Source organism: Streptomyces sp. NPDC004435 (genome assembly GCF_042873895.1).
Taxonomy (GTDB): domain Bacteria; phylum Actinomycetota; class Actinomycetes; order Streptomycetales; family Streptomycetaceae; genus Streptomyces.
Map to the genome: position 1 here is coordinate 23,752 of NZ_JBIAMB010000020.1, position 22,137 is coordinate 45,888.

The window sequence follows — 22,137 nt, forward strand, 5'->3', positions numbered from 1 at the left end:
GGACCGTGATCGACGATGAAGGTCGGCATCCCCCGCGAGGTCAAGAACAACGAGTTCCGCGTGGCCATCACCCCCGCCGGTGTCCACGAGCTCGTCCGCAACGGCCACCAGGTCTTCATCGAGCAGAACGCCGGCGTCGGCTCCTCGATCACGGACGAGGAGTACGTCGCCGCGGGCGCCGCGATCCTCGCGACCGCGGACGAGGTCTGGGCCACCGCCGACCTGCTCCTCAAGGTCAAGGAGCCGATCGCGGAGGAGTACCACCGCCTCCGCAAGGACCAGACGCTCTTCACCTACCTGCACCTCGCCGCCTCCAAGGAGTGCACGGACGCCCTCCTGGAGTCCGGCACCACCGCCATCGCGTACGAGACGGTCGAGACCGCGAACCGCGCGCTCCCGCTGCTCGCCCCGATGTCCGAGGTCGCGGGCCGCCTGGCCCCGCAGGTCGGCGCCTACCACCTGATGCGCTCGGCCGGCGGCCGCGGCGTGCTCCCCGGCGGCGTCCCCGGCACCCACGCCGGCAAGGCGGTCGTGATCGGCGGCGGCGTCTCCGGCTGGAACGCCACCCAGATCGCCGTCGGCATGGGCTTCCACGTGACCCTGCTCGACCGCGACATCAACAAGCTCCGCGAGGCCGACAAGATCTTCGGCACCAAGGTGCAGACGATCGTCTCCAACGCCTACGAGCTGGAGAAGGCCGTCGTCGAGGCCGACCTCGTCATCGGCGCCGTCCTCATCCCGGGCGCCAAGGCCCCGAAGCTGGTCACCAACGAGCTCGTCGCCAAGATGAAGCCCGGAAGTGTCCTTGTCGACATCGCCATCGACCAGGGCGGCTGCTTCGAGGACTCGCACCCGACCACCCACGCCGAGCCGACCTTCCAGGTCCACAACTCGGTCTTCTACTGCGTCGCCAACATGCCCGGCGCGGTCCCGAACACCTCCACCTACGCCCTCACCAACGCCACGCTGCCCTACATCGTGTCGCTGGCGAACAACGGCTGGGTCGAGGCCGTCCGCCGCGACGCCGCCCTCGCCCTGGGTCTCAACACCCATGACGGCAAGGTGGTTTACAAGGAGGTCGCCGAGGCGCACGGCTACGAGCACGTCGAGCTGAGCACCCTCGTCGGCTGACCCTCGGGCGCCCCACCGGCGGTCCGACGGGCGGCCCCGTCAACCCCACCGTCAATGTCACACACCCGGCCGGACCTTGTTCGACAAGGTCCGGCCGGCTGTGTCTCCGGCCACGCCAAAACGTTCGGTCAACTCGCGTCGAACGTAACCCTTTAACCGTTTCGCACACCCCTGAAACGTGTGGATGCATGGCTGTGCACCCTTGACAGAGGCGTGTTCGGTTGCCGACACAACGGGCCGGGTCCGGGCGATTGTGTTGCTGCGGACCGGTGACACGCCATAGAGTCGCCAACCGTCGGCATGGTGCCACGCTGACAGATCGATAAATGTTCCTGGTCACATCCAAGGAGGTAAGACGACTTGTGAATGAGTCGACATTTACTCCCGGGAGCGGTGCGCCAGGTGCCCCGGTCGGCTCCGTCGCGGTGCGGACCTTCGCGACGCACCAGCCCATGACGACAACCCACACGCTGAAGACGATGGACGGCCTACACGTGAACGCCACGGCCGGCAACGAGATGGGCCGAGAGTCCACCCACTTCGCCGCCTACGACGAGCTGCCCGAGGGGCACTTCTACGACCCCGACGCCGAGTACGAGCCCGACCCGGAGTACGCGGCCACCCTCGCGCCCGACGCTGCCCGTCAGCGCCGCGAGCGGATCGGCCCGACCGGACGGCCGCTGCCGTACTTCCCGATCCCGGGCCCGCTGACCGACCACGGCCCCGCCAAGATCATCGCGATGTGCAACCAGAAGGGCGGCGTCGGCAAGACCACGTCGACCATCAACCTGGGCGCCGCGCTGGCCGAGTACGGACGACGGGTGCTGCTCGTCGACTTCGACCCGCAGGGAGCCCTGTCGGTCGGCCTCGGCGTGAACCCGATGGAGCTCGACCTCACCGTCTACAACCTGCTCATGGAGCGGGGCATGTCGGCGGACGAGGTGCTGCTCAAGACGGCGGTCCCCAACATGGACCTGCTGCCGAGCAACATCGACCTCTCCGCCGCCGAGGTGCAGCTGGTCTCCGAGGTCGCGCGCGAGTCCACGCTCCAGCGCGCCCTCAAGCCGCTGATGAACGACTACGACTACATCGTGATCGACTGTCAGCCCTCGCTCGGCCTGCTGACCGTGAACGCGCTGACGGCGGCCCACAAGGTCATCGTCCCGCTGGAGTGCGAGTTCTTCGCGCTGCGCGGTGTCGCCCTGCTGACCGAGACCATCGAGAAGGTGCAGGAGCGGCTCAACCCCGAGCTGGAGCTCGACGGCATCCTCGCCACCATGTACGACTCCCGGACCGTGCACTCCCGCGAGGTGCTCGCGCGGGTCGTCGAGGCCTTCGACGACCACGTGTACCACACGGTGATCGGCCGGACGGTGCGCTTCCCGGAGACCACGGTCGCCGGCGAGCCCATCACCACGTACGCCTCCAACTCCGTGGGCGCCGCCGCCTACCGCCAGCTCGCCAGGGAGGTGCTCGCCCGGTGTCACGCCGAGTGAGTCTGCCCGGAGCCGACGAACTCTTCCGTACGACCGGGGGGATGGCGCTGCAGTCGTCCTCGCCCCGCCGAACCGTTCCCGCTCCGGCGGGCGAGAGCGACACGGCGGCCGGCGCGGACGGCGGTGCCTCCGGCTCCGCCGAGCACGCCGCGGCCGAGTCGGAGGCGGACGGGCCGCGCGCCCGGGAGACCGAGTCGGTCCCCGCCCAGCAGTCCGCCGCCGCGAAGCCGGCCGCCCAGGCGGCGGCGCCCGCACGGCGCCGGGGCCGCACCACGAACCGGCGTCCCAGCGGACGGGAGCGCCACGACGAGAAGATCACGGTCTACGTCTCCGCCGAGGAGCTGATGGACCTGGAGCACGCGCGCCTCGTGCTGCGCGGCGAGCACGGCCTCGCCGTCGACCGCGGGCGGATCGTCCGCGAGGCGGTCGCCGTGGTCCTGGCGGACCTGGAGTCCCGCGGCGACGCGAGCATCCTCGTCCGCCGTCTGCGCGGCCGCTGAGGGTAGCCTGCGGGCGGCACCGCCCCCGTACCCCTGGAACCGCCCCCGATGCGTCCGCCCGCTGACGAAACGTCCCGCCCACCGCGCCGCCGCGCGCTGGGACGGGGCGGCGGGCTGCCCGGGTCCGCACCGGCCGGGGCGCGGGAGTCCGCACCGGCGGAGGCGCCTGAGGCCGGACCGGTGGCCGCGCCCGAGGCCGGACCGGAGACCGCGCCTGAGGCCGGACCGGTGGCCGGCGCGGCGTCCCGGACCGCCACGGAGCCGGGCCCCGGGCCCGCGGTCCAGGAGCCGGGCCCCGAGCCCGCCGTGCCGGAGCCGCCCACGGAGCCCGCCCCGGCGCCTGCCCCGGAACCCGTCACTGAGCCCGTCACGGAGCCCGCCGCCGAGCCCGCCCCGGAGCCCGCTCCCGCGGGCGAGGGTGCGCCCGGGGGCGGTGAGGTCGGGGACGGGCGGTTCACGGTGCGCCTCGCGAACTTCGAGGGGCCGTTCGATCTGCTGCTCCAGCTGATCACCAAGCACAAGCTGGACGTCACCGAGGTCGCGCTCTCCCAGGTCACCGACGAGTTCATGGCCCACATCCGGAACCTCGGACCGGACGGGGACCTCGACCAGACCACCGAGTTCCTGGTCGTCGCCGCCACCCTGCTCGACCTCAAGGCCGCCCGGCTGCTGCCCGCCGCCGAGGTGGAGGACGAGGCCGACCTCGCCCTCCTGGAGGCCCGCGACCTGCTCTTCGCCCGGCTCCTCCAGTACCGCGCGTACAAGCGGATCGCCGAGATCTTCGCCGAGCGCTGGGAGGCGGAGGGCCGGCGCCGGCCGCGGACCGTCGGCCTGGAGCCGCACCACGCCGAGCTGCTGCCCGAGGTCGTCCTCTCGATCGGCGCCGAGGGCTTCGCGAAGCTCGCCGTGAAGGCCATGCAGCCCAAGGCCGCGCCGCAGGTCTACGTGGACCACATCCACGCCCCGCTGGTCAGCGTCCAGGAGCAGGCGGGCATCGTCGCCGCCCTGCTGCGCGAGCGCGGCGCCGCCTCCTTCCGGGAGCTGGTCGAGGACGCCGGGGACACCCTCACCGTCGTCGCCCGCTTCCTCGCCCTCCTGGAGCTCTACCGGGAGAAGGCCGTCGCCCTCGACCAGGAGGACCCGCTCGGCGAGCTCACGGTCTCCTGGACCGGCGGCGACGGTGAGACACGCGTCACGGCCGAGTTCGACCAGGAAGCACCGGAGCCCTCATGAGCGACCTCAAGCCCGCCCTCGAAGCCGTCCTGATGGTCGTCGACGAGCCCGCCGGCGAGGCCCACCTCGCCAAGGTCCTCGACCGCACCCCGCGCGAGGTCGCCGACGCCCTGCACGAACTGGCCGACGAGTACACCGCCGACGGGCGCGGCTTCGAGCTGCGGCGGGTCGCCGGCGGCTGGCGCTACTACACCCGCCCCGCCCACGCCGCCGCCGTCGAGGCGTTCGTCCTGGACGGCCAGCAGGCCCGGCTGACCCAGGCCGCGCTGGAGACCCTGGCGGTGGTCGCGTACCGCCAGCCGGTCAGCCGCTCCCGGGTCTCCGCCGTCCGCGGGGTCAACTGCGACGGCGTGATGCGGACCCTCCTCCAGCGGGGTCTGGTGGAGGAGGCGGGCGCGGAACCCGAAACAGGTGCGATCCTGTACAGGACGACGAACTACTTCCTGGAGCGGATGGGCCTGCGCGGCCTGGACGAGCTCCCGGAGCTCGCGCCCTTCCTCCCGGAGGCGGACGCGGTCGAACCGGACTCCCTGGAAGGCGTTCCGTCGTTCGATCCCGACAGGGACGAACCAGCGGACGAAGAGACGACGGAAGCGTGATGCGAAGCAGCAGCGGCAGGAACAGCGGAAGCAACGGCGGGAGCCGTGGTGCCAAGAGCGGCGGCCGCGGCAACAACTACCGGGGCGCGGGCAACGGCCGCGACGAGCGCGGCCAGAGCGCCGGCCGCCCCCGCAAGGCCCGCCCCGAGGAGCGCAGCTACGACGTGAGCATGCCCTCGGACGGAGCCAAGGGCGGCTCGGCCCCCCGCAAGGGCCGCGGCGACGCCGCCCGCGGCGGTGCCAAGGGCGGCCCCCGGCAGTCCCCGAAGCAGCAGCCGCAGCGGGGCGGCGGCCGCACGGCCCCGGCGCGCTCGCGCGAGTACGAGGCCAGGACCGAGGAGCGCAACCGCGAGCGGTACGCGAACAAGCCCCAGGTCAAGACCCCCAAGACCTTCCCGGGCGCCGAGCAGGAGGGCGAGCGGCTGCAGAAGGTGCTGGCCCGCGCCGGTTACGGCTCGCGCCGTGCCTGCGAGGAGCTGGTCGAGCAGGCCCGCGTGGAGGTCAACGGCGAGATCGTCCTGGAGCAGGGCCTCCGCGTGGACCCGGAGAAGGACGAGATCCGTGTCGACGGCCTGACCGTCGCCACCCAGTCGTACCAGTTCTTCGCGCTGAACAAGCCGGCCGGCGTCGTCTCCACCATGGAGGACCCGGACGGCCGCCAGTGCCTGGGCGACTACGTCACCAACCGCGAGACCCGGCTCTTCCACGTCGGCCGGCTCGACACGGAGACCGAGGGCATCATCCTGCTCACCAACCACGGCGAGCTGGCCCACCGTCTCACCCACCCCAAGTACGGCGTGAAGAAGACGTACCTGGCCGCCATCACCGGCCCGCTGCCCCGCGAGGTCGGCAAGCGGCTCAAGGACGGCATCGAGCTGGAGGACGGCTACGCCCGCGCCGACCACTTCCGCGTGGTCGAGCAGACCGGCAAGAACTACCTGGTCGAGGTCGTGCTCCACGAGGGCCGCAAGCACATCGTCCGCCGGATGCTCGCCGAGGCGGGCTTCCCGGTCGAGAAGCTGGTCCGCACCGCCTTCGGCCCGATCGGCCTGGGCGACCAGAAGTCGGGCTGGCTGCGCCGCCTGTCCAACACCGAGGTCGGCATGCTGATGAAGGAAGTCGGCCTGTAGGACCCGCCTCCCGGCCGGAAGGGCCCCGTATCCGCATCGCGGATCCGGGGCCCTTCGCGTTCTCCCTTGTGCGCGGCGCCCGCCACCTTTTATAGTCAGGGTGACTCTTAAGGAGGCGGGTGTGAGCCTCGCTGACGTACTCGAACCCCTCCAGCGGCCCCTCTTCACGCTGCTGGACACCCCGGTCGCCTGGACCGAGGTCCTCGGCTTCGGCAGCGGCGCCCTGTGCGTCTGGCTCGTCGCCCGGCAGCACCTCGCCAACTGGCCGGTCGGCATCGCCAACAACCTCTTCTTCGTCCTGCTCTTCACCCAGGCCGGCCTCTACGCCGACGCCGGCCTCCAGATCGTCTTCATCGTCCTCGCCGCCTACGGCTGGTGGACCTGGACCCACGGGGGTGGACCAGGTTCTTCCGAGGCCCTTCCGGTGCGGCGCACCACCCGCACCGAGTGGACCTGGCTGCTCGCGGCGGGGACGGTGGGGACCCTCGCCCTCACCCTCCTGCTCGACCGCGCCACCGACTCCACCGTCCCCTTCTGGGACGCCCTCACCACCGGCCTCTCCCTCATGGCCACCTACGGCCAGTGCCGCAAGCGCCTGGAGTCCTGGTGGCTGTGGATCGCCGCCGACGTGGTCTACATCCCCCTGTACGCCCACAAGGGCCTCTACCTGACCTCGCTGCTGTACGCCGGCTTCCTGGCCCTCTGCGTGGCCGGGCTGCGCGGCTGGAGCCGCGGCCTCGCCGCCGGGCGGCGACCGCTGGAGGCTGCCGCGTGAGCACCCGCCACGGCCACGGCCTCGTCCTCGGCAAGTTCTACCCGCCGCACGCGGGCCACCACCACCTCGTCCGCGGCGCCCTCGCCGCCTGCGAGCGCGTCACCGTCCTCGTCTGCGCCTCCTCCGTCGAGTCCGTGCCGCTGGAGGAGCGGGTCGCCTGGATGCGCGAGGTCCACCCCGACGCCCTCGTCGTCGGCGCCGTCGACGACATCCCCGTCGACCTCACCGACCCGGACGTCTGGGACGCCCACATGGCCGTCTTCCGGGCCGCCGTCCCCGAGCCCGTCGACGCCGTCTTCAGCTCGGAGCCGTACGGCGCGGAACTCGCCCGCCGCTTCGGCGCCGTGTCCGTCCTCGTCGACCCCGACCGGACCGCCTTCCCCGTCTCCGGCACCGCCGTCCGCGCCGACCCCGCGGGCTGCTGGGACCACCTCGCCGCACCCGTCCGGGCCGCGCTCACCCGCCGCGTCGTCGTCCTCGGCGCCGAGTCCACCGGCACCACCACCCTGGCGCTCGCCCTCGCCGACCACTACCGGCGGCGCGGCGGGGTCTGGGCGCGCACCCGGTACGTCCCCGAGTACGGCCGCGCGTACAGCGAACTCAAGCTCGCCGAACTGCGGGCCGTCCGCCCCGGCGCCGACTGGTCCGAGGTCGCCTTCCACACCGCCGACTTCCCCGTCATCGCCCAGCGCCAGGCCGAGCTGGAGGAGGAGGCCGCCCGCGACGGCTCGCCCGTCCTCCTCTGCGACACCGACGCCTTCGCCACCACCATCTGGCACGAGCGGTACCTGGGCACCACCAGCGCCGCCACCGGCGAGATCGCCGCCCGCGGCCGGCAGCACCTGTGGCTGCTCACCGACCACCGGGGCGTCGACTTCGAGGACGACGGGCTCCGCGACGGCGAACACCTCCGCCCCTGGATGACCGCCCGCTTCCTCACCCAGCTCGCCCACAGCGGCCGCCGCACCGTCGTCCTCACCGGCCCCCACGAGGAACGCCTCGCCACCGCCGTCGCCGCCGTCGACGCCCTGCTCGCCGAGGGCTGGCACTTCACCGACCCCCTCCCGGAGCGCCGATGAACAGCACCCCGCGGCGCCCCGAGGGGTACGACCCCCGGGCCTTCGAGCCCTTCGCCGTCACCGTCGACCTCGCCGTCCTCACCGTCCGCGCCGGCCGGCTGCACGTCCTCCTCGTCCAGCGCGGCCAGGAGCCGTACGCCGGCGCCTGGGCGCTCCCCGGCGGCTTCGTGCTGCCCCGCGAGTCCGCCGGCACCGCGGCCCGCCGCGAACTCGCCGAGGAGACCGGACTGTCCGGCGCCACCGTCGCCGGGCTCCACCTCGAACAGCTCCGGACCTACACCGAACCCGAACGCGACCCCAGGATGCGGGTCGTCTCGGTCGCGTACACGGCGCTCGTCCCCGACCTGCCCGAGCCGCGCGGCGGCGGCGACGCCGCCGAGGCCCGCTGGCTGCCCTACGACGAGGTCCCGCCGCTCGCCTTCGACCACGACCGCATCCTCGCCGACGCCCGGACACGCGTCGGCGCCAAGCTGGAGTACACCTGCCTCGCCACCGCCTTCTGCCCGCCCGAGTTCACCCTCGGCGAGCTCCGGCAGGTGTACGAGACGGTCTGGGGCGTCCCGCTGGACCGCCCCAACTTCCGGCGCAAGGTCCTCACCACGCCCGGCTTCGTCGAGGCCGTGGAGGGACCGCCGCGCCGCACCGGCGGACGGGGGAAACCGGCCGCGCTCTACCGGGCGGGAGAGGCCACGGCCCTCCACCCGCCACTGCTCCGACCGGAAGGACGATCCGCATGACCATCCGCACGACCAAGCAGGCCGCCACGGGGACGCTGATGGGGCTGGCGCTGGGGGACGCGCTCGGCCGCCGCACGGAGTTCTCCGAAGTGCCGATGATCATCAGCCTGTACGGGCCCTGGCGGGAGCTGGCGCTCCCCGAGGACGGCAAGATCACCGACGACACCCAGATGACCCTCGCCGTCGCCCGCGCCCTCCGGGAGGTCGGGGACCGGGGGGTGGCGGGTCCCGAACGGTTCGCCGACACCCTCCGCCGCGAGTTCGTCACCTGGTACCACTCGCCCGACAACAACCGCGCCCCCGGCAACACCTGCCTGCGCGCCTGCGGCCTGCTCGACGGGGACCGCCGCTGGCAGGACGCCAGCCAGATCCACTCCAAGGGCTGCGGCGCCAACATGCGGGTCGCGCCGCTCGGGCTGCTGGGCGAGTACGGGGAGGCCGCCGCCGGCGCCGCGCAGCTCCAGGCCGCCCTCACCCACGGGCACCCCACCGGGCTCGCCGCCTCCGACCTCACCGCGCGGGCCGTGTGGCTGCTCGCCCGGGGCGCGGATCCGACCGGGCTCGTCGGGCAGCTGCGCTCGTACGCCTACGAGAACCGCGACCGGTACCACGAGCGGTGGCTCGGCGACCTGTGGACCCGTTCCCAGGACCCCGACGCCCTGCACTTCGTCCGGCGCGGCTGGGACGAGTGCCTGGCCGTGCTCGAACGCCTCGACGCCGTGCAGCGCACCGCCGACCCCGAGCTCGACCCCTGCGGGTACACGGGCGACGGCTGGATCGCGGAGGAGGCGCTGGCCACCGGCCTGCTCTGCTTCCTGCTCTTCCCCGACGAGCCGCTGACCGCGCTGCGCCGGGCCGCCTGCACCCGCGGCGACTCCGACTCGATCGCCGCCCTCGCCGGCGCGTTCGCCGGGGCCCACCTCGGCGCCGCCGCCTGGCCGGAGGCGTGGACCGCGCGGATCGAGCACCGGGACGAGCTGCTGGCCCTCGGGGCCCTCTGGGACGCGTGAGCCGAATCTGGGAGGCTGTGGGCCCATGACGCTCACCCTCGAGGCCCACAAGGCCGACCTGACCTCCGTGGTGGCCGGGGAACCGGACCCCCTCCTCTTCGCCACGGTCTCCGGCGCCCATCTGTACGGGTTCCCCTCCCGCGACTCCGACGTGGACCTGCGCGGCGTCCACCTGCTCCCGGCGGAGGCGCTGGTCGGGCTCCGCGAGCCCGAGGAGACCCGGGACCGGATGTGGGACCGGGACGGCGTCGAGATGGACCTCGTCACCCACGACCTGCGCAAGTTCGCCCGGCTGATGCTGCGCCGCAACGGCTACGTCCTGGAACAGCTCACCTCGCCGCTGGTCGTGCACACCACCCCGGTCCACGCCGAACTGACGGCCCTCGTGCCCGGGGTGCTCACCACCCACCACGCCCACCACTACCGGGGCTTCGCCGCCACCCAGTGGAGGCTCTTCGAGAAGAGCGGCGAGCTGAAGCCCCTGCTCTACACCTACCGGGCGCTGCTCACCGGCATCCACCTGATGCGCTCCGGCGAGGTCCAGGCCCATCTGCCGACCCTCGTCGGGGAGGTGCCGGAGGCCCCGGCGCGGATCCCCGGCCTGGTCGCCGCGAAGACCACGGCCGAGCACGGCGCCGCCGACGTGCCGGCGGAGGAGGTACGGGCCGAGGTGGAGGCCCTGCACGGCGTCCTCGACGCCGCCCAGGCCGTCTCGGAGCTGCCGGACGCGGTCCGGGCCGCCGACGCCCTCCACGACCTCGTCGTCCGCGCCCGGCTGGACGCCCTCCAGATCTCATGGAGGGCCGAGGAGCGGCTGGACGCCCTCTAGACCTCCTGGAGGGCCGAGGAGCGGCGGGCGCGGACCAGGAAGTCCTGCACGCGCGCGTGGTCGGGGGCGGACGGGAGCGGAGAGGCGGCGAGCGAGCCGTCGGCGTCGTCCTGGAGACGGTTCATCCAGGACTCGACCTCCGGCCACGCCACTTCGCCGCGCTTGACCGCGAGCAGCCGCTCCCGGTCCTCGCCCACGTCGATCCGCAGCTCGCCGGTGCGGAGCAGATCACGGCAGCTGGTCAGCAGCCGCAGCAGGTGCATGGCGTGCTTCCAGCGCGGATGCCCGTACTGGCGGACGTCCGCCTCCAGCTTGCGGCGCTGGCCGCCCGCGTACCGGACGAAGGTGCCGTGCGCCTGCCGCGAGAGGAAGGCGCCGCGCAGGGCGAGGAGTTCGTCCCCCCACGCGGTGGTGCGGGTGACGAGCGGGGAGTGGAGGCACTCCAGGACGTTGGGGTTGTTGCGGAGGGCCAGTTCGCAGAAGCGCTCCAGCTCCCAGCTGAACTGCTCCGGCTCGGGGCCCTCCACCTGCGCGGGGGGCTTGTCGAACCGCCAGAAGAGCGGTGTCGGGGCGAGGTAGACGCCCCGCACGTCGGTGTCGCTCTCCTCGGTCGCCAGACCGAAGGCGCGCGAGCCCATCACACAGGCGTAGACGGTGTGCTCGCGCACCAGCGTCTCGGGGGACATGTCCATGGCGGCCAGGCTACGCGAGGCTGATCGTCTCCCCGGAGACGGTGATCTCCTCGGCGGGCAGCGGACGAGGGGCGGGCCCGGCCTCGACCGCCCCGTCGGTGATGGCGAACTTCGAGCCGTGGCAGGGGCAGTCGATCGTGCCGTCCGCGACCTTGTTCACCAGGCAGTTCTGATGGGTGCAGATCGCCGAGAACGCCTTGAACTCGCCCTCCACCGGCTGGGTCACCACCACCTTGCGGTCCTTGAAGACCGTGCCGCCGCCCACCGGGATCTCCGAGGTGCTCGCCAGCGGGGTGCCGGCCGGGCCGGAGGTCGCGCCGCCCGTGGGCTCCGCCGCGGCCGGGGCGCTCGACTCCGTGCCCCCGTCGCCTCCGTCGCCGTCCGAGCCGCAGCCGGCGGTCGTCGTGGCGGTGGCCGTCGTGAGCGCCGCCGCGGCCAGCAGGACCGTCCGGCGGGGTGTCGTCCGTGAAGTCATACGGCCCAGCTTCGCCCTGTGCGCCGCGCCGCCCCCGCAACACGCCGGACCCGGCCTACACCCAGGGCGCCAACTCCCTCGCACGGCCGTCCGCGTCCCGCAGCACCTCCAGGACGGCGGTCACCGCGGACCGCTCGACCGGCCCGTACACGTGCGGGAAGAGCCGGTCCTCCGACCCCTCCCAGCGGACCTCCCCGGACAGCAGGGTCTCGTCGACCACCAGCACGAGCAGCGGGCCCGGCACGTCCCGGTAGTGGGCGTCCGCGATCGCCAGCGCCGCCTGCTCGTCCGGCGAGCAGTGCACGAAGCCCTCCGCGGCCAGCGACGGCGGGGCGTAGGGGAGAGCGGGGTGCGCGGACCACTCGGCCCACTCGTCGAAGGGGATGACATGGAGCAGCATCCGCCCTTTCTACCCGCTCGGCCCCGCCCGCCCGGCGGTCCGCGCCTACTCCGGGTGGCGGAATGGGCCGGTATGAGTGAGATTGAGGCTGTTCCTCAACCGGACGAAAGGCAGAACCATGGCGGGCAACGATCTCGGCAGTCTCCTCGGCTCCCTGCTCGGCGGGGGAGGCGGACAGGGCGGCGGCGCGGGCGGCATCCTGGGCTCCCTCCTCGGCGCCCTCGCGGGCGGTCAGGGCGGCGGGGCGGGGAGCGCCGGAGCGGCCGGCGGCGCCGGGCAGAACCCGCTCGGCGGGCTCCTCGACATGCTCACCAGGTCCGGGCTCGCCGACCAGGCCCAGTCCTGGATCGGCACCGGCGAGAACAAGCCCGTCGACGGCTCCCAGATCGCCCAGGCGCTGCCCGACGAGACCCTCCAGAAGGTCGCCCAGGAGGCCGGGGTCACCCCGCAGCAGGCCGCCGACGAGATCGCGCAGTCGCTCCCGCAGGCCGTCGACAAGCTGACGCCGGGCGGATCGCTCCCGCAGGGCGGGTCGCTGGAGGACATCATCCGCTCGCAGAAGCTCTGAGGCGCCGCCGCTCGGGAGCCCCGAGCCACGCACGCGCGTGCGCCCGTCCCGCGTCTCGCAGGGCGGGCGCACGCGCGCGTGCCCACGGCGGCTGACTAGGCTGGGTCCTTACCGCCCCGCGCCCCAAGGACATCCCCCGTGAGAACAGCGCTCGTCATCGGAACCGGACTGATCGGCACCTCCGCCGCACTCGCCCTCGCCGGCCGGGGCGTCACGGTCCACCTGCGCGACCACGACCCGGCGAGCGCCCGGACCGCGGCCTCGCTCGGCGCGGGCACCGACACCGAGCCCGAGGGCCGGGTGGACCTCGCGATCGTCGCCGTACCGCCGGCGCACGTCGCCGCCACCCTCGCCGAGGCCATGCGCGCCGGGGCCGCCCGCGGCTACCTCGACGTGGCCAGCGTCAAGGGCGGACCGCAGCGGGAGCTGGAGGAGCTGGGCCTCGACCTCACCCCGTACATCGGCAGCCACCCGATGTCCGGCAAGGAGCGCTCCGGCCCGCTCGCCGCCACCGCCGACCTCTTCGAGGGACGGCCCTGGGTGCTCACCCCGACCCGCTCCACCGACACCGAGGTCCTCAACCTCGCGCTGGAGCTCGTCGCCCTGTGCCGGGCCGTGCCCGTCGTCATGGACGCCGACGCCCACGACCGCGCGGTCGCGCTCGTCTCCCACACCCCCCAGCTGGTCTCCTCGATGGTCGCGGCGCGGCTGGAGGAGGCCGAGGAGTCCGCCGTACGGCTGTGCGGGCAGGGCATCCGGGACGTGACGCGGATCGCCGCGTCCGACCCGCGCATGTGGATCGACATCCTCTCGGCCAACCCCGGGCCGGTCGCCGACGTCCTCTCCGGCGTCGCCGCCGACCTGGACGAGACCGTCCGCGCGCTGCGCTCGCTCCAGTCCGCCGACGAGGAGAAGCGGCGGGACGGCGCCTCCGGGGTCGAGGACGTGCTGCGGCGCGGCAACGCCGGCCGGGCCCGGGTGCCGGGCAAGCACGGCGCCGCCCCCACCGCGTACGAGACCGTCGCCGTCCTCATCAGCGACCAGCCCGGCGAGCTCGCGCGCATCTTCGCCGACGCGGGGCGCGCGGGGGTCAACATCGAGGACGTCCGCATCGAGCACGCGACCGGCCAGCAGGCGGGCCTCGTCCAGCTGATGGTCGACCCCAAGGCGGCCCCCGCCCTCTCCCAGGCCCTCCAGTCCCAGGGCTGGTCCCTGCGCACCCCCTGACCCCCTCCGGGAGCGGGGCCGGCGGGGGCCGGAAGGCGTTGGGCCGGATGGGGGTGGGGGACTCGGTAACCTTGTAGGGGTCCCGGACTGCCGCCGGGGCCGCCGCCCACCCAGGAAGGTCCCCCTCACCGTGGAATCCGTGATCGTCGCCATCGACGGCCCCTCCGGCACGGGCAAGTCGAGCACCTCGAAGGCGGTCGCCGCCAAGCTGGGGCTGAGCTACCTGGACACCGGCGCCCAGTACCGCGCCATCACCTGGTGGATGATCTCCAACGGGGTCGACGTCCACGACGCCGACGCCGTCGCCGCCGCCGCGGGGAAGCCCTCCCTCGTCTCCGGCACCGACCCGTCCCGCCCGACCATCACGGTCGACGGCGCCGACGCCGCCGGCCCGATCCGGACGGAGGAGGTCACCTCCAAGGTCAGCGCGGTCAGCGCCGTCCCGGAGGTCCGCGCGCTCATCACCGAGCTCCAGCGGACGATCGCCCGCGAGGCCGAGTACGGCATCGTCGTCGAGGGCCGGGACATCGGCACCACCGTCCTGCCCGACGCCGACCTCAAGATCTTCCTCACCGCCTCGCCCGAGGCCCGCGCCGCCCGCCGCTCCGGCGAGCTGAAGGGCGCCGACGTACGGGCCACCCAGGAGGCCCTGGTCAAGCGCGACGCGGCGGACTCCAGCCGTAAGACCTCCCCGCTCGCCAAGGCCGGCGACGCCGTCGAGGTGGACACGACCGAGCTCACCCTCGACCAGGTCATCGAGTGCGTCGTCACCCTGGTGGAGGAGAAGAGGGCGGGCGCCAAGTGACCCAGCCCTCCGCGAAGGGGGCCGCCGTCGGCCGTCGGATCGGCATCGGGTTGATGTACGGCTTCTGGAAGCCGCGCGTGCTCGGGGCCTGGCGGGTCCCGGCCTCCGGGCCCGCGATCCTCGCCGTGAACCACGCGCACAACATCGACGGCCCCATGCTCATGGGCACCGCCCCGCGCCCCGTGCACTTCCTGATCAAGAAGGAAGCGTTCGTCGGGCCGCTGGGCGGCTTCCTGGAGGGCATCGGGCAGGTCAAGGTCGACCGCGACTCCACCGACCGCACCGCGATCGGGAACGCCCTCGGCGTGCTGGAGCAGGGCGGGCTCCTCGGGATCTTCCCGGAGGGGACCCGCGGTGAGGGCGACTTCGCCTCGCTCCGCGCCGGTCTCGCCTACTTCGCCGTCCGCAGCGGCGCCCCGATCGTCCCGGTCGCGGTGCTGGGCAGCACCGACCGCCCCGGCCGCCTCGTGAAGGGGCTGCCGGCCCTCCGCAGCCGGGTGGACGTCGTCTTCGGGGACGCCTTCGACGCCGGTGACGGCAGCGGCCGGCGGACCCGCAAGGCGCTGGACGAGGCCACGCTCCGGATCCAGGAGCACCTCACCGACCACCTGAAAAACGCCAGGCGCCTCACCGGGCGCTGAGCGACACTCTCAGTAGTGGGCCCTCGGCTCCGGCCGGCCGGGACCACCGACCACGAATGATCAAGGAACGGACTTCATGAACGACCAGCACGACCACGGGGCACTTGGCGACGCCGAGTACGCGGAGTTCATGGAGCTCGCCGCGGAAGAGGGCTTCGACGTCGACGCCGTCGGCGAGGCGATCGAGGAGGCCGGGCACGGCCCGCTCCCCGTCCTCGCCGTCGTCGGCCGTCCGAACGTCGGCAAGTCGACCCTGGTGAACCGCATCATCGGGCGCCGCGAGGCCGTCGTCGAGGACAAGCCGGGCGTCACCCGCGACCGCGTCACCTACGAGGCCGAATGGGCCGGCCGCCGCTTCAAGGTCGTCGACACCGGCGGCTGGGAGCAGGACGTCCTCGGCATCGACGCCTCCGTCGCCACCCAGGCCGAGTACGCCATCGAGGCCGCCGACGCCTGCCTCTTCGTCGTGGACGCCACCGTCGGCGCCACCGACACCGACGAGGCCGTCGTCAAGCTGCTCCGCCGTGCCGGCAAGCCGGTCGTCCTCGCCGCCAACAAGGTGGACGGCCAGTCCGGCGAGGCCGACGCGGCCACGCTCTGGTCGCTGGGCCTCGGCGAGCCGTTCCCCGTCTCCTCGCTCCACGGCCGGGGCACCGGCGACCTCCTCGACGAGGTCCTGCGGAAGCTGCCCGAGGCCCCCGAGCAGACCTTCGGCAAGGCCGTCGGCGGCCCCCGCCGCATCGCCCTCATCGGCCGCCCCAACGTCGGCAAGTCCTCCCTGCTCAACAAGGTCGCCGGCGAGGACCGCGTGGTCGTCAACGAGCTGGCCGGCACCACCCGCGACCCGGTCGACGAGCTGATCGAGCTCGGCGGCGTGACCTGGAAGTTCGTCGACACCGCCGGCATCCGCAAGAAGGTCCACCTCCAGGCCGGCGCCGACTACTACGCCTCCCTCCGCACGGCCGCCGCCGTCGAGAAGGCCGAGGTCGCGGTCATCCTCATCGACACCACCGACAACATCTCGGTCCAGGACCAGCGGATCATCACGATGGCCGTCGAGTCCGGCCGCGCCGTCGTCATCGCCTACAACAAGTGGGACGAGCTCGACGAGGAGCGCCGCTACTACCTCGAGCGCGAGATCGAGACCGAGATGCAGCAGGTCGCCTGGGCGCCCCGGGTCAACGTCTCCGCGAAGACCGGCCGCCACATGGAGAAGCTGGTCCCGGCGATCGAGACCGCCCTCGCCGGCTGGGAGACCCGCATCCCCACCGGCCGGCTCAACGCCTTCCTCGGCGAGCTGGTCGCCGCCCACCCGCACCCGATCCGCGGCGGCAAGCAGCCCCGCATCCTCTTCGGCACCCAGGCCGGCACCAAGCCCCCGCGCTTCGTGCTCTTCGCCTCGGGCTTCCTGGAGGCCGGCTACCGCCGCTTCATCGAGCGCCGGCTGCGCGAGGAGTTCGGCTTCGAGGGCACCCCGATCCACATCTCCGTCCGGGTCCGCGAGAAGCGCGGCAGGAAGAAGTAGCCCGCTCCACACGAACGGCCGGGGGCCGGAGTCGTCGCGTACGACTCCGGCCCCCGGCCGTTCTCCCCTGTGCCCGGACGGGCTCAGACGCCTCTGCGCGGCCCCGGCGGCAGCGCCGCCTGCGGGGGATGGTGCTGCGCCGTCCAGACCGGCGGGTACGCCGCGGGCTGGTGGCCGTGGCCCCCCGAGAAAGCCGAGAAGCCCGAGAGGCCCGTGCTCATCGCCGTGCCGAAGGCCCGGAACGCCAGCTCCTCCTCGCCGCTGCGGTCACCCGGGAGCGTGCGGAACGACCGGCGGTACTCCGAGTACAGGGCATCGAAGATCGGCGTCGTCGAGTACCCGTCCGGAAGGTCCTGCGCCGGGCGCATGGCGGGGATCGGACTCGGATACGGCTGAGGGAAAGGGTCGTATGGGTGCACGTAGGTGCCAACGACCCCGCCGACCGTCGGATGCGGGCGGCTCTCCGAAAGGGGGGCCCGCCGGGGGCGCGGCACGGTCGGAACCCCCGGCCGGCGCACCGGCCCTATCCCCGGGCGCCCGTCGTCCATCAGGTCCCGGCCAGCGGCATCGCGGCGGCGACCAGGCGCCCGTTCGCCGCGGCCTTCTCCAGTGCGTCGCGGAGCAGGTCCTCGCGCGGCTGCTGGCCGATGGAGCCGACCGGCGCCGCGAAGACCAGCACGGTGTGCGACTTGTTGGCCGCCGCGCGCCAGCCCTCGGTGACCTGGAGCGGCTGGTGCGCCTGCCACCAGGCGGTCTGGCCCGCGCCGCCCAGGCCCGGCTGGAGCACCGAGTGCAGCTGGCCCATGGCGACCAGGACCGACCAGCCGGGCAGCGGGGCCGGCTTGGTGTTCAGGTCGGCGACCGGGTGGAAGCCCTGCTCGGCGAGGAGCGGCAGGAACTCGTCGGTGAGGCCGCCGGAACCGGGCCGGGCCACCGGCGCGGTGGGCTCCACGACCAGCGCCGGGTGCAGCTCGCCGTCGATCAGCACGAGACCGCTGGTGACGCCGAGCACCGCCTGCTCGGGGTGGGCGGCCGTGAGCGCGTCGGCGGCGTCCGCCGCGGTGATGGAGGCGACGGCGCCCTGGAGCTGGTCCTCGGCGACCCGGACCACCTGCGACGGGATGCAGCTGGCGTGGGCGAACGCGAGGACCGCGGTCTCGTCGCCGACGAACAGCACCGTGCTGGTGCGCTCCTGCTCGGAGTCGCCCGGCGTGCGGCAGGAGGTGCAGTCGTAGCTGCCCGGGGCGTTGTCGCCGATGAGCAGCCGGTCGGCTTCTTCGTCGCCGATCTCGGCGCGTACGTCCTCGCTGACGTCGAGCATGCGCGGCACGGAGGGCTCCCTGGATTCGGTACGGACGGGCCCCGGGCCTTTCCCGGGCGTCTCATGCCGAGTTCAACGGGTCAGGCGCGGGCGGGGTCACGCGCGGAAGGCGGGCAAGTTGCCTCCGGCGCGTGCGGAGGCGGGCCGGACGGCGCGGTGCCGGTGCCTCCGACCGGGTGGGAAGTGAACACCGTTCCGCGCGGCACGGAGCCGGGCCGACGGGAGCCGACCTAGCCTGCGGCGATGTCGATGATCCGATTTTGGACAGCCGGCTCGCTCGCGGCGGCCTCCGCGGCGGCCCTGCTCGCCCTCCACCAGGCGCCCGTCGCCTCCGCCGCGCCCGGCGACGACGGGCCCGGCCCCTCCGGAGCGGCCGGGGCCCCCGGCGTACCGGGGCCGCCGGACGTGGCCGGGACCGCCGCCGAGTCCGGGCTCACGGCCGCGGCCGACGCGCTCGCCGCCGCCGCGGCGGCCGTGGAGGCGGCCCGGGGCGCCGCGGCCGACGGCGGGGCCGTGCCCCCGCCGCCGTCGCCGGGGCCGGTGGGCGTGCCCGCGTACGCCTGCGCGGAGGACCAGTGGCCGTGGGGCTGCGTCGCCGAGTGCGAGAGCAGCGGGCGCTGGGACGTCAACACCGGCAACGGCTACTACGGCGGGCTCCAGTTCTGGCAGCCGACCTGGATCGACTACGGCGGCCTGAAATACGCCCGCCGCGCCGACCTGGCCACCCGGCAGCAGCAGATCACCGTCGCCGAGGACGTCCTGCGGGTGCAGGGCTGGGGCGCCTGGCCCGTCTGCTCCAAGCGGTACGGGCTGAGCGGGCGCGTCCACACCGTGCAGGCCGGCGACACCCTCGGCTCCATCGCCCGCCGCTTCGCGATCAAGGGCGGCTGGCAGCGCCTGTACGAGGCGAACAAGACCCTCGTCGGTTCCGACCCGAACCGGCTGTACGTCGGGACGATGCTGCGGATCGCGCCCCTCTGACCCGTCAGCCGCCCCGCCGCTCCGCCGCCTCGCCGCTGAACACGCGGGCGCCGCGCCGGAGCTCGTGCACCAGGGTGCCGGCCGGCAGACCGTCCGGCACCCGCTGCTCGGCCAGCACCACCGCCGCGCCCTCCCGCACGGCGAGCGCGGCGAGCAGCGCGTAGGTGCGGGCCGCGACCGGCGGCGCCATGCCCAGCGCCGGCTCGTCCACCAGCACCACCCGCGCCGGCCGCAGCAGCGCCCGCGAGACCGCCAGCATCCGCCGCTCCCCGCCGGACAGCGTCCCCGCCGTGCGGGACAGCAGCGGGACGAGCTCGGGGTACGGGGGCGGGGCGGCCGGTCCCGAGAGGGCCAGGTTCTCGGCGACGGTCAGGCCCTCGTACACCGCCCCGCGGTCCGGTACGAAGCAGAGGCCGCCCCGGGCCCGCTCGTGCGGCGGCACCCCGGTCACGTCCTCGCCGCGCCACAGGACCCGGCCCGCGGCGAGCCGTACCGTCCCGGCCAGGGCGCGCAGCGCCGTGGTGCGGCCGGCGCCGTTCCGGCCCGTCAGGATGGTCACCGTGCCGGCCGGGACCGGCAGGTCGAGGCCGTGCAGGGCCTCCAGGGGGCCGTAGCGCACCCGGGCTCCGCGCAGTTCGGCCGCGAGGCTCATGACCGGAGCCGACCCCCCTCCATCGTGTGGACGGTGCGGGCGGTGGCGGCGACGAGGTCCGGGTCGTGCTCGACCACCAGGACGGTCAGGCCGTCGGCGGCGAGCGCGGCGAGCAGCCGGGACAGGGCCTCCGCCTCGGCCGCGTCGAGACCGGCGGCTGGCTCGTCGAGCAGCAGGGTGTGCGGCCGGCCGGCCAGCGCGCGGACCGGGCCGGCGAGGCCGGTCAGGAGCAGGGCGCGCTCGGTGGCGGCGGCGGGCCGGGCGCGGTCGTGGCCGTGCTCGGCGCCCACCCGGACGTTCTCCTCCACGGAGAGGGACGCGAAGAGCGCCGGCCGCTGGAAGGTGCGGGCGATGCCCAGACGGGCCCGGGCGTGCGCGGGGCGGCCGGTGATGTCGGTGCCGTCCAGCAGAACCCGGCCGCGGTCGGGCCGGGCCGCGCCGGCGAGGCAGTCGAAGAGGGTGCTCTTGCCCGCGCCGTTCGCCCCGACCACGGCGGTGACCTGGGCGGTCGGCAGGCTGATCCCCGCCTCCCTGAGGGCCGTCACGCCACCCCGGTGCGTGAACCACAGGCCCTCCGCCGCGAGCCGGGCCGGGCTGCGGCCGCCCGCGCGGGACCGCGCCCTGCCGGGGGCCGGGGGGCCGTGCGGGGCGTCCCCGCCTCCGGCCGGGCGGAGGGGGCCGCTCGCGGGTGGGCCGGGCGCGTGGCTCCCGGTGGACGGTGCGGGGGCGCCGGCGGACGAGGGGCCGCGGTGAGCGTTCCGTGTCCCGGCCGTTTCGGGGGGTGCGTGCCGTCCGCCGCCGGGTGCGGCGGTGGCGGGGAGGGCCGGACCGGGGACGGTGAGGAGGGAGGTCAGGGGCGGGAGGCGGCCCGTCTGGGTGGCCAGGAGGCCGATCACCACCGCCGCCGCGCCGGCGGGACCGGCCGCGTCCAGGGCCAGCAGGAGCGGCGCCGCCAGGAGCGGGGTGAGCAGGTGGTCCGCGCCGAGGGTCACCACCGCGGCGAACCAGAGGAGACCCCGGAGCGGGTCGCAGGCGGCCGGATCGAGGGCCTGGACGCCCAGGGCGAGGAGGCCGCCGCCCAGCCCCGCCAGGGCCGCGGCCAGGGTGAAGGCCGTCAGCTTGAGCGCGGTCGAGGCGATGCCGGCCGCCTCCGCGGCCGGCTCGTGGTCGCGCAGGGCCGCGAGCGCGCGCCCCGCCCGGCCCCGGCGCAGGCCCGCCACCAGGAGCAGGGCGCCCGCGAGGAGGAGCAGCTCCAGGAGGTAGAAGGCGCGGTCGGAGACGAAGCCCGCCGGCCGGGCCGGGGGCGGCAGGCCCGCCGTCGCGTACGGCTGGGTGAGGACGAAGCGGCTCACCGCCACCCCGACCGCGAGGGTCGCGAGCGCCAGGGCCAGGCCGTGGCGGCGGATCGCCGGTCCCGCGGTGACCAGACCGGCCGCGCCGGCCAGCGGCACCGCGAGCGCCAGCGCCGCCAGGACGGCAGGCCGGCCGCCGTGAGCAGCACCGTGAAGAGCGCGCCGAGGCCCGCGTACGCCGCCTGGCCCAGGGCGATCTGGCCGGCCCGGCCGGTGACCACGACCAGCGAGAGCGGGACGATCGCCGGCGCCGGGACCTGCACCGCCGTCCGCAGGTCGGGGCCCGCGACGGCCGGGGGGAGCAGCAGGCAGCCGGCGGCGAGCGCCCACACCGCCGGCGGGGTGCGGCCCGCACGGGGCGCGGGCGGCAGCGCGTCGCCGCCCTTGCCTCCGATGCCGGGCAGCACCAGCGCCGCGACCAGCAGCGCGATCACGAACAGGTTGGCGCCCACCGCCCTGACCAGCGGCTCCGCCCAGCCCTCCGGATGGAAGCGGGTCAGCTGGGCCTGGGTCACGCCGATGAGCAGCGCGGCGCCGACGGCGACCGGCAGCGAGCGCGTCCGGGCGATGACCGCGACCGCCATCACCTCCACCACGAGCAGCGGCAGCCCGTACGGGTCGAGCCGGACGTACGGGGCGAGGAGGACGCCCGTCAGCCCGGCGGTGAAGGCGCCGAAGGCCCAGCCGGCCGCCGCGATCCGGTCCGCGTCCACCCCGGCGAGGACCGCGAGGCGCCGGTTGTCGACCACGGCCCGCAGCTCCCGCCCGAAGCCGGTCCACCGGGTCACCGCCGCCACCAGGCAGGCCACCGCCACCACCACGGCGAGCAGGAGCCACGGGTCGTCGCCGAGGAGCACCGGCGCGTCGGTCCGGGCCCCGCCGCCCCAGAGCAGCACCGCCGCGCCGACGAGGAGGACGAAGACGCCGGTCGAGGCGACCAGGGCGCGGGCCGGGTCGGTGCCGGAGCGGGCCAGGGGCG

At 74.5% G+C, this 22,137-nt stretch carries 23 protein-coding genes and 1 pseudogene; 17 read left to right on the top strand and 7 right to left on the bottom strand.

The window, feature by feature from the left end:
• Window positions 1-15: 15 nt before the first annotated feature.
• The 11 genes from ald to ACFYT9_RS30200 all read left to right on the top strand — a co-directional run bounded on the left by ald (window position 16) and on the right by ACFYT9_RS30200 (window position 10,519).
• Window positions 16-1,131 (top strand): alanine dehydrogenase, encoded by a 1,116-nt coding sequence (ald, locus tag ACFYT9_RS30150; RefSeq protein ID WP_387277106.1) that lies wholly within the window; start codon window positions 16-18, stop codon window positions 1,129-1,131.
• Window positions 1,132-1,583: 452 nt separating this feature from the next.
• Window positions 1,584-2,627: a ParA family protein gene (locus ACFYT9_RS30155; RefSeq protein WP_226651714.1), complete on the top strand. Its 1,044-nt coding sequence runs from the start codon at window positions 1,584-1,586 to the stop codon at window positions 2,625-2,627.
• A 41-nt stretch (window positions 2,628-2,668) separates the two neighbouring features.
• Entirely contained in the window at window positions 2,669-3,127 is a 459-nt protein-coding gene (locus tag ACFYT9_RS30160; protein ID WP_387277103.1) for a hypothetical protein, read from the top strand.
• Between the two features lie 48 nt (window positions 3,128-3,175).
• Window positions 3,176-4,360 carry a segregation/condensation protein A gene (locus ACFYT9_RS30165; protein WP_389168917.1) on the top strand — a complete coding sequence of 395 codons (1,185 nt, stop codon included), beginning with the start codon at window positions 3,176-3,178 and terminating at the stop codon, window positions 4,358-4,360.
• Window positions 4,357-4,959 carry an SMC-Scp complex subunit ScpB gene (gene scpB / locus ACFYT9_RS30170; protein WP_376602922.1) on the top strand — a complete coding sequence of 201 codons (603 nt, stop codon included), beginning with the start codon at window positions 4,357-4,359 and terminating at the stop codon, window positions 4,957-4,959. Before ACFYT9_RS30165 ends, scpB begins: the two co-directional genes overlap by 4 nt.
• Window positions 4,959-6,089: a pseudouridine synthase gene (locus ACFYT9_RS30175; RefSeq protein WP_387277099.1), complete on the top strand. Its 1,131-nt coding sequence runs from the start codon at window positions 4,959-4,961 to the stop codon at window positions 6,087-6,089. The genes scpB and ACFYT9_RS30175 overlap by 1 nt, the downstream gene beginning before the upstream one ends.
• Before the next feature lie 121 nt (window positions 6,090-6,210).
• The gene (gene pnuC, locus ACFYT9_RS30180) at window positions 6,211-6,864 is read left to right on the top strand and encodes a nicotinamide riboside transporter PnuC (RefSeq protein ID WP_387277097.1); all 654 of its coding nucleotides are present in this window, start codon (window positions 6,211-6,213) and stop codon (window positions 6,862-6,864) included.
• A complete protein-coding gene (locus ACFYT9_RS30185) occupies window positions 6,861-7,943 on the top strand; it encodes an AAA family ATPase (RefSeq protein WP_389168920.1) in 1,083 nt (360 codons plus the stop codon). The genes pnuC and ACFYT9_RS30185 overlap by 4 nt, the downstream gene beginning before the upstream one ends.
• On the top strand, window positions 7,940-8,680 hold the full coding sequence (locus ACFYT9_RS30190) for an NUDIX domain-containing protein (protein WP_389168922.1): 741 nt from the start codon (window positions 7,940-7,942) through the stop codon (window positions 8,678-8,680). The genes ACFYT9_RS30185 and ACFYT9_RS30190 overlap by 4 nt, the downstream gene beginning before the upstream one ends.
• Window positions 8,677-9,690, top strand: coding sequence for an ADP-ribosylglycohydrolase family protein (locus tag ACFYT9_RS30195; RefSeq protein WP_387277092.1), 1,014 nt, complete (start codon window positions 8,677-8,679; stop codon window positions 9,688-9,690). The genes ACFYT9_RS30190 and ACFYT9_RS30195 overlap by 4 nt, the downstream gene beginning before the upstream one ends.
• A 25-nt stretch (window positions 9,691-9,715) precedes the next feature.
• Window positions 9,716-10,519 (top strand): DNA polymerase beta superfamily protein, encoded by an 804-nt coding sequence (locus ACFYT9_RS30200; RefSeq protein ID WP_389168924.1) that lies wholly within the window; start codon window positions 9,716-9,718, stop codon window positions 10,517-10,519.
• Here ACFYT9_RS30200 and ACFYT9_RS30205 read toward each other — a convergent pair.
• The 3 genes from ACFYT9_RS30205 to ACFYT9_RS30215 are packed head-to-tail and all read right to left on the bottom strand — an operon-like array spanning window position 10,516 to window position 12,086.
• Complete coding sequence (locus tag ACFYT9_RS30205; RefSeq protein ID WP_389169036.1) at window positions 10,516-11,205, bottom strand: DNA polymerase beta superfamily protein; 690 nt, start codon at window positions 11,203-11,205, stop codon at window positions 10,516-10,518. The genes ACFYT9_RS30200 and ACFYT9_RS30205 overlap by 4 nt on opposite strands.
• 16 nt (window positions 11,206-11,221) lie before the next feature.
• Window positions 11,222-11,686 carry a Rieske (2Fe-2S) protein gene (locus tag ACFYT9_RS30210; protein WP_389168926.1) on the bottom strand — a complete coding sequence of 155 codons (465 nt, stop codon included), beginning with the start codon at window positions 11,684-11,686 and terminating at the stop codon, window positions 11,222-11,224.
• A gap of 55 nt (window positions 11,687-11,741) precedes the next feature.
• Window positions 11,742-12,086: a DUF952 domain-containing protein gene (locus ACFYT9_RS30215; protein WP_376603480.1), complete on the bottom strand. Its 345-nt coding sequence runs from the start codon at window positions 12,084-12,086 to the stop codon at window positions 11,742-11,744.
• Window positions 12,087-12,204: 118 nt separating this feature from the next.
• Here ACFYT9_RS30215 and ACFYT9_RS30220 point away from each other — a divergent pair, with 118 nt between their 5' ends.
• The 5 genes from ACFYT9_RS30220 to der all read left to right on the top strand — a co-directional run bounded on the left by ACFYT9_RS30220 (window position 12,205) and on the right by der (window position 16,852).
• Entirely contained in the window at window positions 12,205-12,654 is a 450-nt protein-coding gene (locus ACFYT9_RS30220) for a YidB family protein (protein WP_389168928.1), read from the top strand.
• Between the two features lie 138 nt (window positions 12,655-12,792).
• Window positions 12,793-13,881, top strand: coding sequence for a prephenate dehydrogenase (locus ACFYT9_RS30225; protein WP_376604878.1), 1,089 nt, complete (start codon window positions 12,793-12,795; stop codon window positions 13,879-13,881).
• A gap of 130 nt (window positions 13,882-14,011) precedes the next feature.
• Window positions 14,012-14,686: a (d)CMP kinase gene (gene cmk / locus ACFYT9_RS30230; RefSeq protein ID WP_376604880.1), complete on the top strand. Its 675-nt coding sequence runs from the start codon at window positions 14,012-14,014 to the stop codon at window positions 14,684-14,686.
• A gap of 53 nt (window positions 14,687-14,739) precedes the next feature.
• Window positions 14,740-15,327, top strand: a complete 588-nt coding sequence (locus ACFYT9_RS30235) for a lysophospholipid acyltransferase family protein (RefSeq protein WP_376604884.1) — start codon at window positions 14,740-14,742, stop codon at window positions 15,325-15,327.
• Between the two features lie 76 nt (window positions 15,328-15,403).
• Window positions 15,404-16,852, top strand: a complete 1,449-nt coding sequence (gene der / locus ACFYT9_RS30240) for a ribosome biogenesis GTPase Der (RefSeq protein WP_376604882.1) — start codon at window positions 15,404-15,406, stop codon at window positions 16,850-16,852.
• An 83-nt stretch (window positions 16,853-16,935) separates the two neighbouring features.
• Here der and ACFYT9_RS30245 read toward each other — a convergent pair whose 3' ends face one another.
• Both ACFYT9_RS30245 and ACFYT9_RS30250 read right to left on the bottom strand, forming a co-directional pair.
• A complete protein-coding gene (locus tag ACFYT9_RS30245) occupies window positions 16,936-17,220 on the bottom strand; it encodes a hypothetical protein (RefSeq protein WP_376606068.1) in 285 nt (94 codons plus the stop codon).
• A gap of 179 nt (window positions 17,221-17,399) precedes the next feature.
• On the bottom strand, window positions 17,400-18,182 hold the full coding sequence (locus ACFYT9_RS30250) for a hypothetical protein (protein ID WP_376606066.1): 783 nt from the start codon (window positions 18,180-18,182) through the stop codon (window positions 17,400-17,402).
• A gap of 234 nt (window positions 18,183-18,416) precedes the next feature.
• Between ACFYT9_RS30250 and ACFYT9_RS30255 the strand changes: the two genes are divergently transcribed.
• Window positions 18,417-19,154, top strand: a complete 738-nt coding sequence (locus ACFYT9_RS30255; RefSeq protein WP_389168931.1) for a transglycosylase family protein — start codon at window positions 18,417-18,419, stop codon at window positions 19,152-19,154.
• A gap of 4 nt (window positions 19,155-19,158) precedes the next feature.
• Here ACFYT9_RS30255 and ACFYT9_RS30260 read toward each other — a convergent pair whose 3' ends face one another.
• Both ACFYT9_RS30260 and ACFYT9_RS30265 read right to left on the bottom strand, forming a co-directional pair.
• The gene (locus ACFYT9_RS30260; RefSeq protein ID WP_389168933.1) at window positions 19,159-19,806 is read right to left on the bottom strand and encodes an ATP-binding cassette domain-containing protein; all 648 of its coding nucleotides are present in this window, start codon (window positions 19,804-19,806) and stop codon (window positions 19,159-19,161) included.
• Window positions 19,803-22,135: pseudogene (locus ACFYT9_RS30265) on the bottom strand (ATP-binding cassette domain-containing protein); the annotation flags it as partial. The gene ACFYT9_RS30260 and the pseudogene ACFYT9_RS30265, both read right to left, overlap by 4 nt.
• Between the last annotated feature and the right edge of the window lie 2 nt (window positions 22,136-22,137).

What these genes read in the sequence shown, in the direction of transcription:
- ald (WP_387277106.1), top strand. Translation starts at nt 16, where the DNA reads ATGAAGGTCGGCATCCCCCGCGAGGTCAAGAACAACGAGTTCCGCGTG.
- ACFYT9_RS30155 (WP_226651714.1), top strand. Translation starts at nt 1,584, where the DNA reads ATGACGACAACCCACACGCTGAAGACGATGGACGGCCTACACGTGAAC.
- ACFYT9_RS30160 (WP_387277103.1), top strand. Translation starts at nt 2,669, where the DNA reads ATGGCGCTGCAGTCGTCCTCGCCCCGCCGAACCGTTCCCGCTCCGGCG.
- ACFYT9_RS30165 (WP_389168917.1), top strand. Translation starts at nt 3,176, where the DNA reads ATGCGTCCGCCCGCTGACGAAACGTCCCGCCCACCGCGCCGCCGCGCG.
- scpB (WP_376602922.1), top strand. Translation starts at nt 4,357, where the DNA reads ATGAGCGACCTCAAGCCCGCCCTCGAAGCCGTCCTGATGGTCGTCGAC.
- ACFYT9_RS30175 (WP_387277099.1), top strand. Translation starts at nt 4,959, where the DNA reads ATGCGAAGCAGCAGCGGCAGGAACAGCGGAAGCAACGGCGGGAGCCGT.
- ACFYT9_RS30190 (WP_389168922.1), top strand. Translation starts at nt 7,940, where the DNA reads ATGAACAGCACCCCGCGGCGCCCCGAGGGGTACGACCCCCGGGCCTTC.
- ACFYT9_RS30195 (WP_387277092.1), top strand. Translation starts at nt 8,677, where the DNA reads ATGACCATCCGCACGACCAAGCAGGCCGCCACGGGGACGCTGATGGGG.
- ACFYT9_RS30200 (WP_389168924.1), top strand. Translation starts at nt 9,716, where the DNA reads ATGACGCTCACCCTCGAGGCCCACAAGGCCGACCTGACCTCCGTGGTG.
- ACFYT9_RS30205 (WP_389169036.1), bottom strand. Translation starts at nt 11,205, where the DNA reads ATGTCCCCCGAGACGCTGGTGCGCGAGCACACCGTCTACGCCTGTGTG.
- ACFYT9_RS30210 (WP_389168926.1), bottom strand. Translation starts at nt 11,686, where the DNA reads ATGACTTCACGGACGACACCCCGCCGGACGGTCCTGCTGGCCGCGGCG.
- ACFYT9_RS30215 (WP_376603480.1), bottom strand. Translation starts at nt 12,086, where the DNA reads ATGCTGCTCCATGTCATCCCCTTCGACGAGTGGGCCGAGTGGTCCGCG.
- ACFYT9_RS30220 (WP_389168928.1), top strand. Translation starts at nt 12,205, where the DNA reads ATGGCGGGCAACGATCTCGGCAGTCTCCTCGGCTCCCTGCTCGGCGGG.
- ACFYT9_RS30235 (WP_376604884.1), top strand. Translation starts at nt 14,740, where the DNA reads ATGTACGGCTTCTGGAAGCCGCGCGTGCTCGGGGCCTGGCGGGTCCCG.
- der (WP_376604882.1), top strand. Translation starts at nt 15,404, where the DNA reads ATGAACGACCAGCACGACCACGGGGCACTTGGCGACGCCGAGTACGCG.
- ACFYT9_RS30245 (WP_376606068.1), bottom strand. Translation starts at nt 17,220, where the DNA reads ATGCGCCCGGCGCAGGACCTTCCGGACGGGTACTCGACGACGCCGATC.
- ACFYT9_RS30255 (WP_389168931.1), top strand. Translation starts at nt 18,417, where the DNA reads ATGTCGATGATCCGATTTTGGACAGCCGGCTCGCTCGCGGCGGCCTCC.
- ACFYT9_RS30260 (WP_389168933.1), bottom strand. Translation starts at nt 19,806, where the DNA reads ATGAGCCTCGCGGCCGAACTGCGCGGAGCCCGGGTGCGCTACGGCCCC.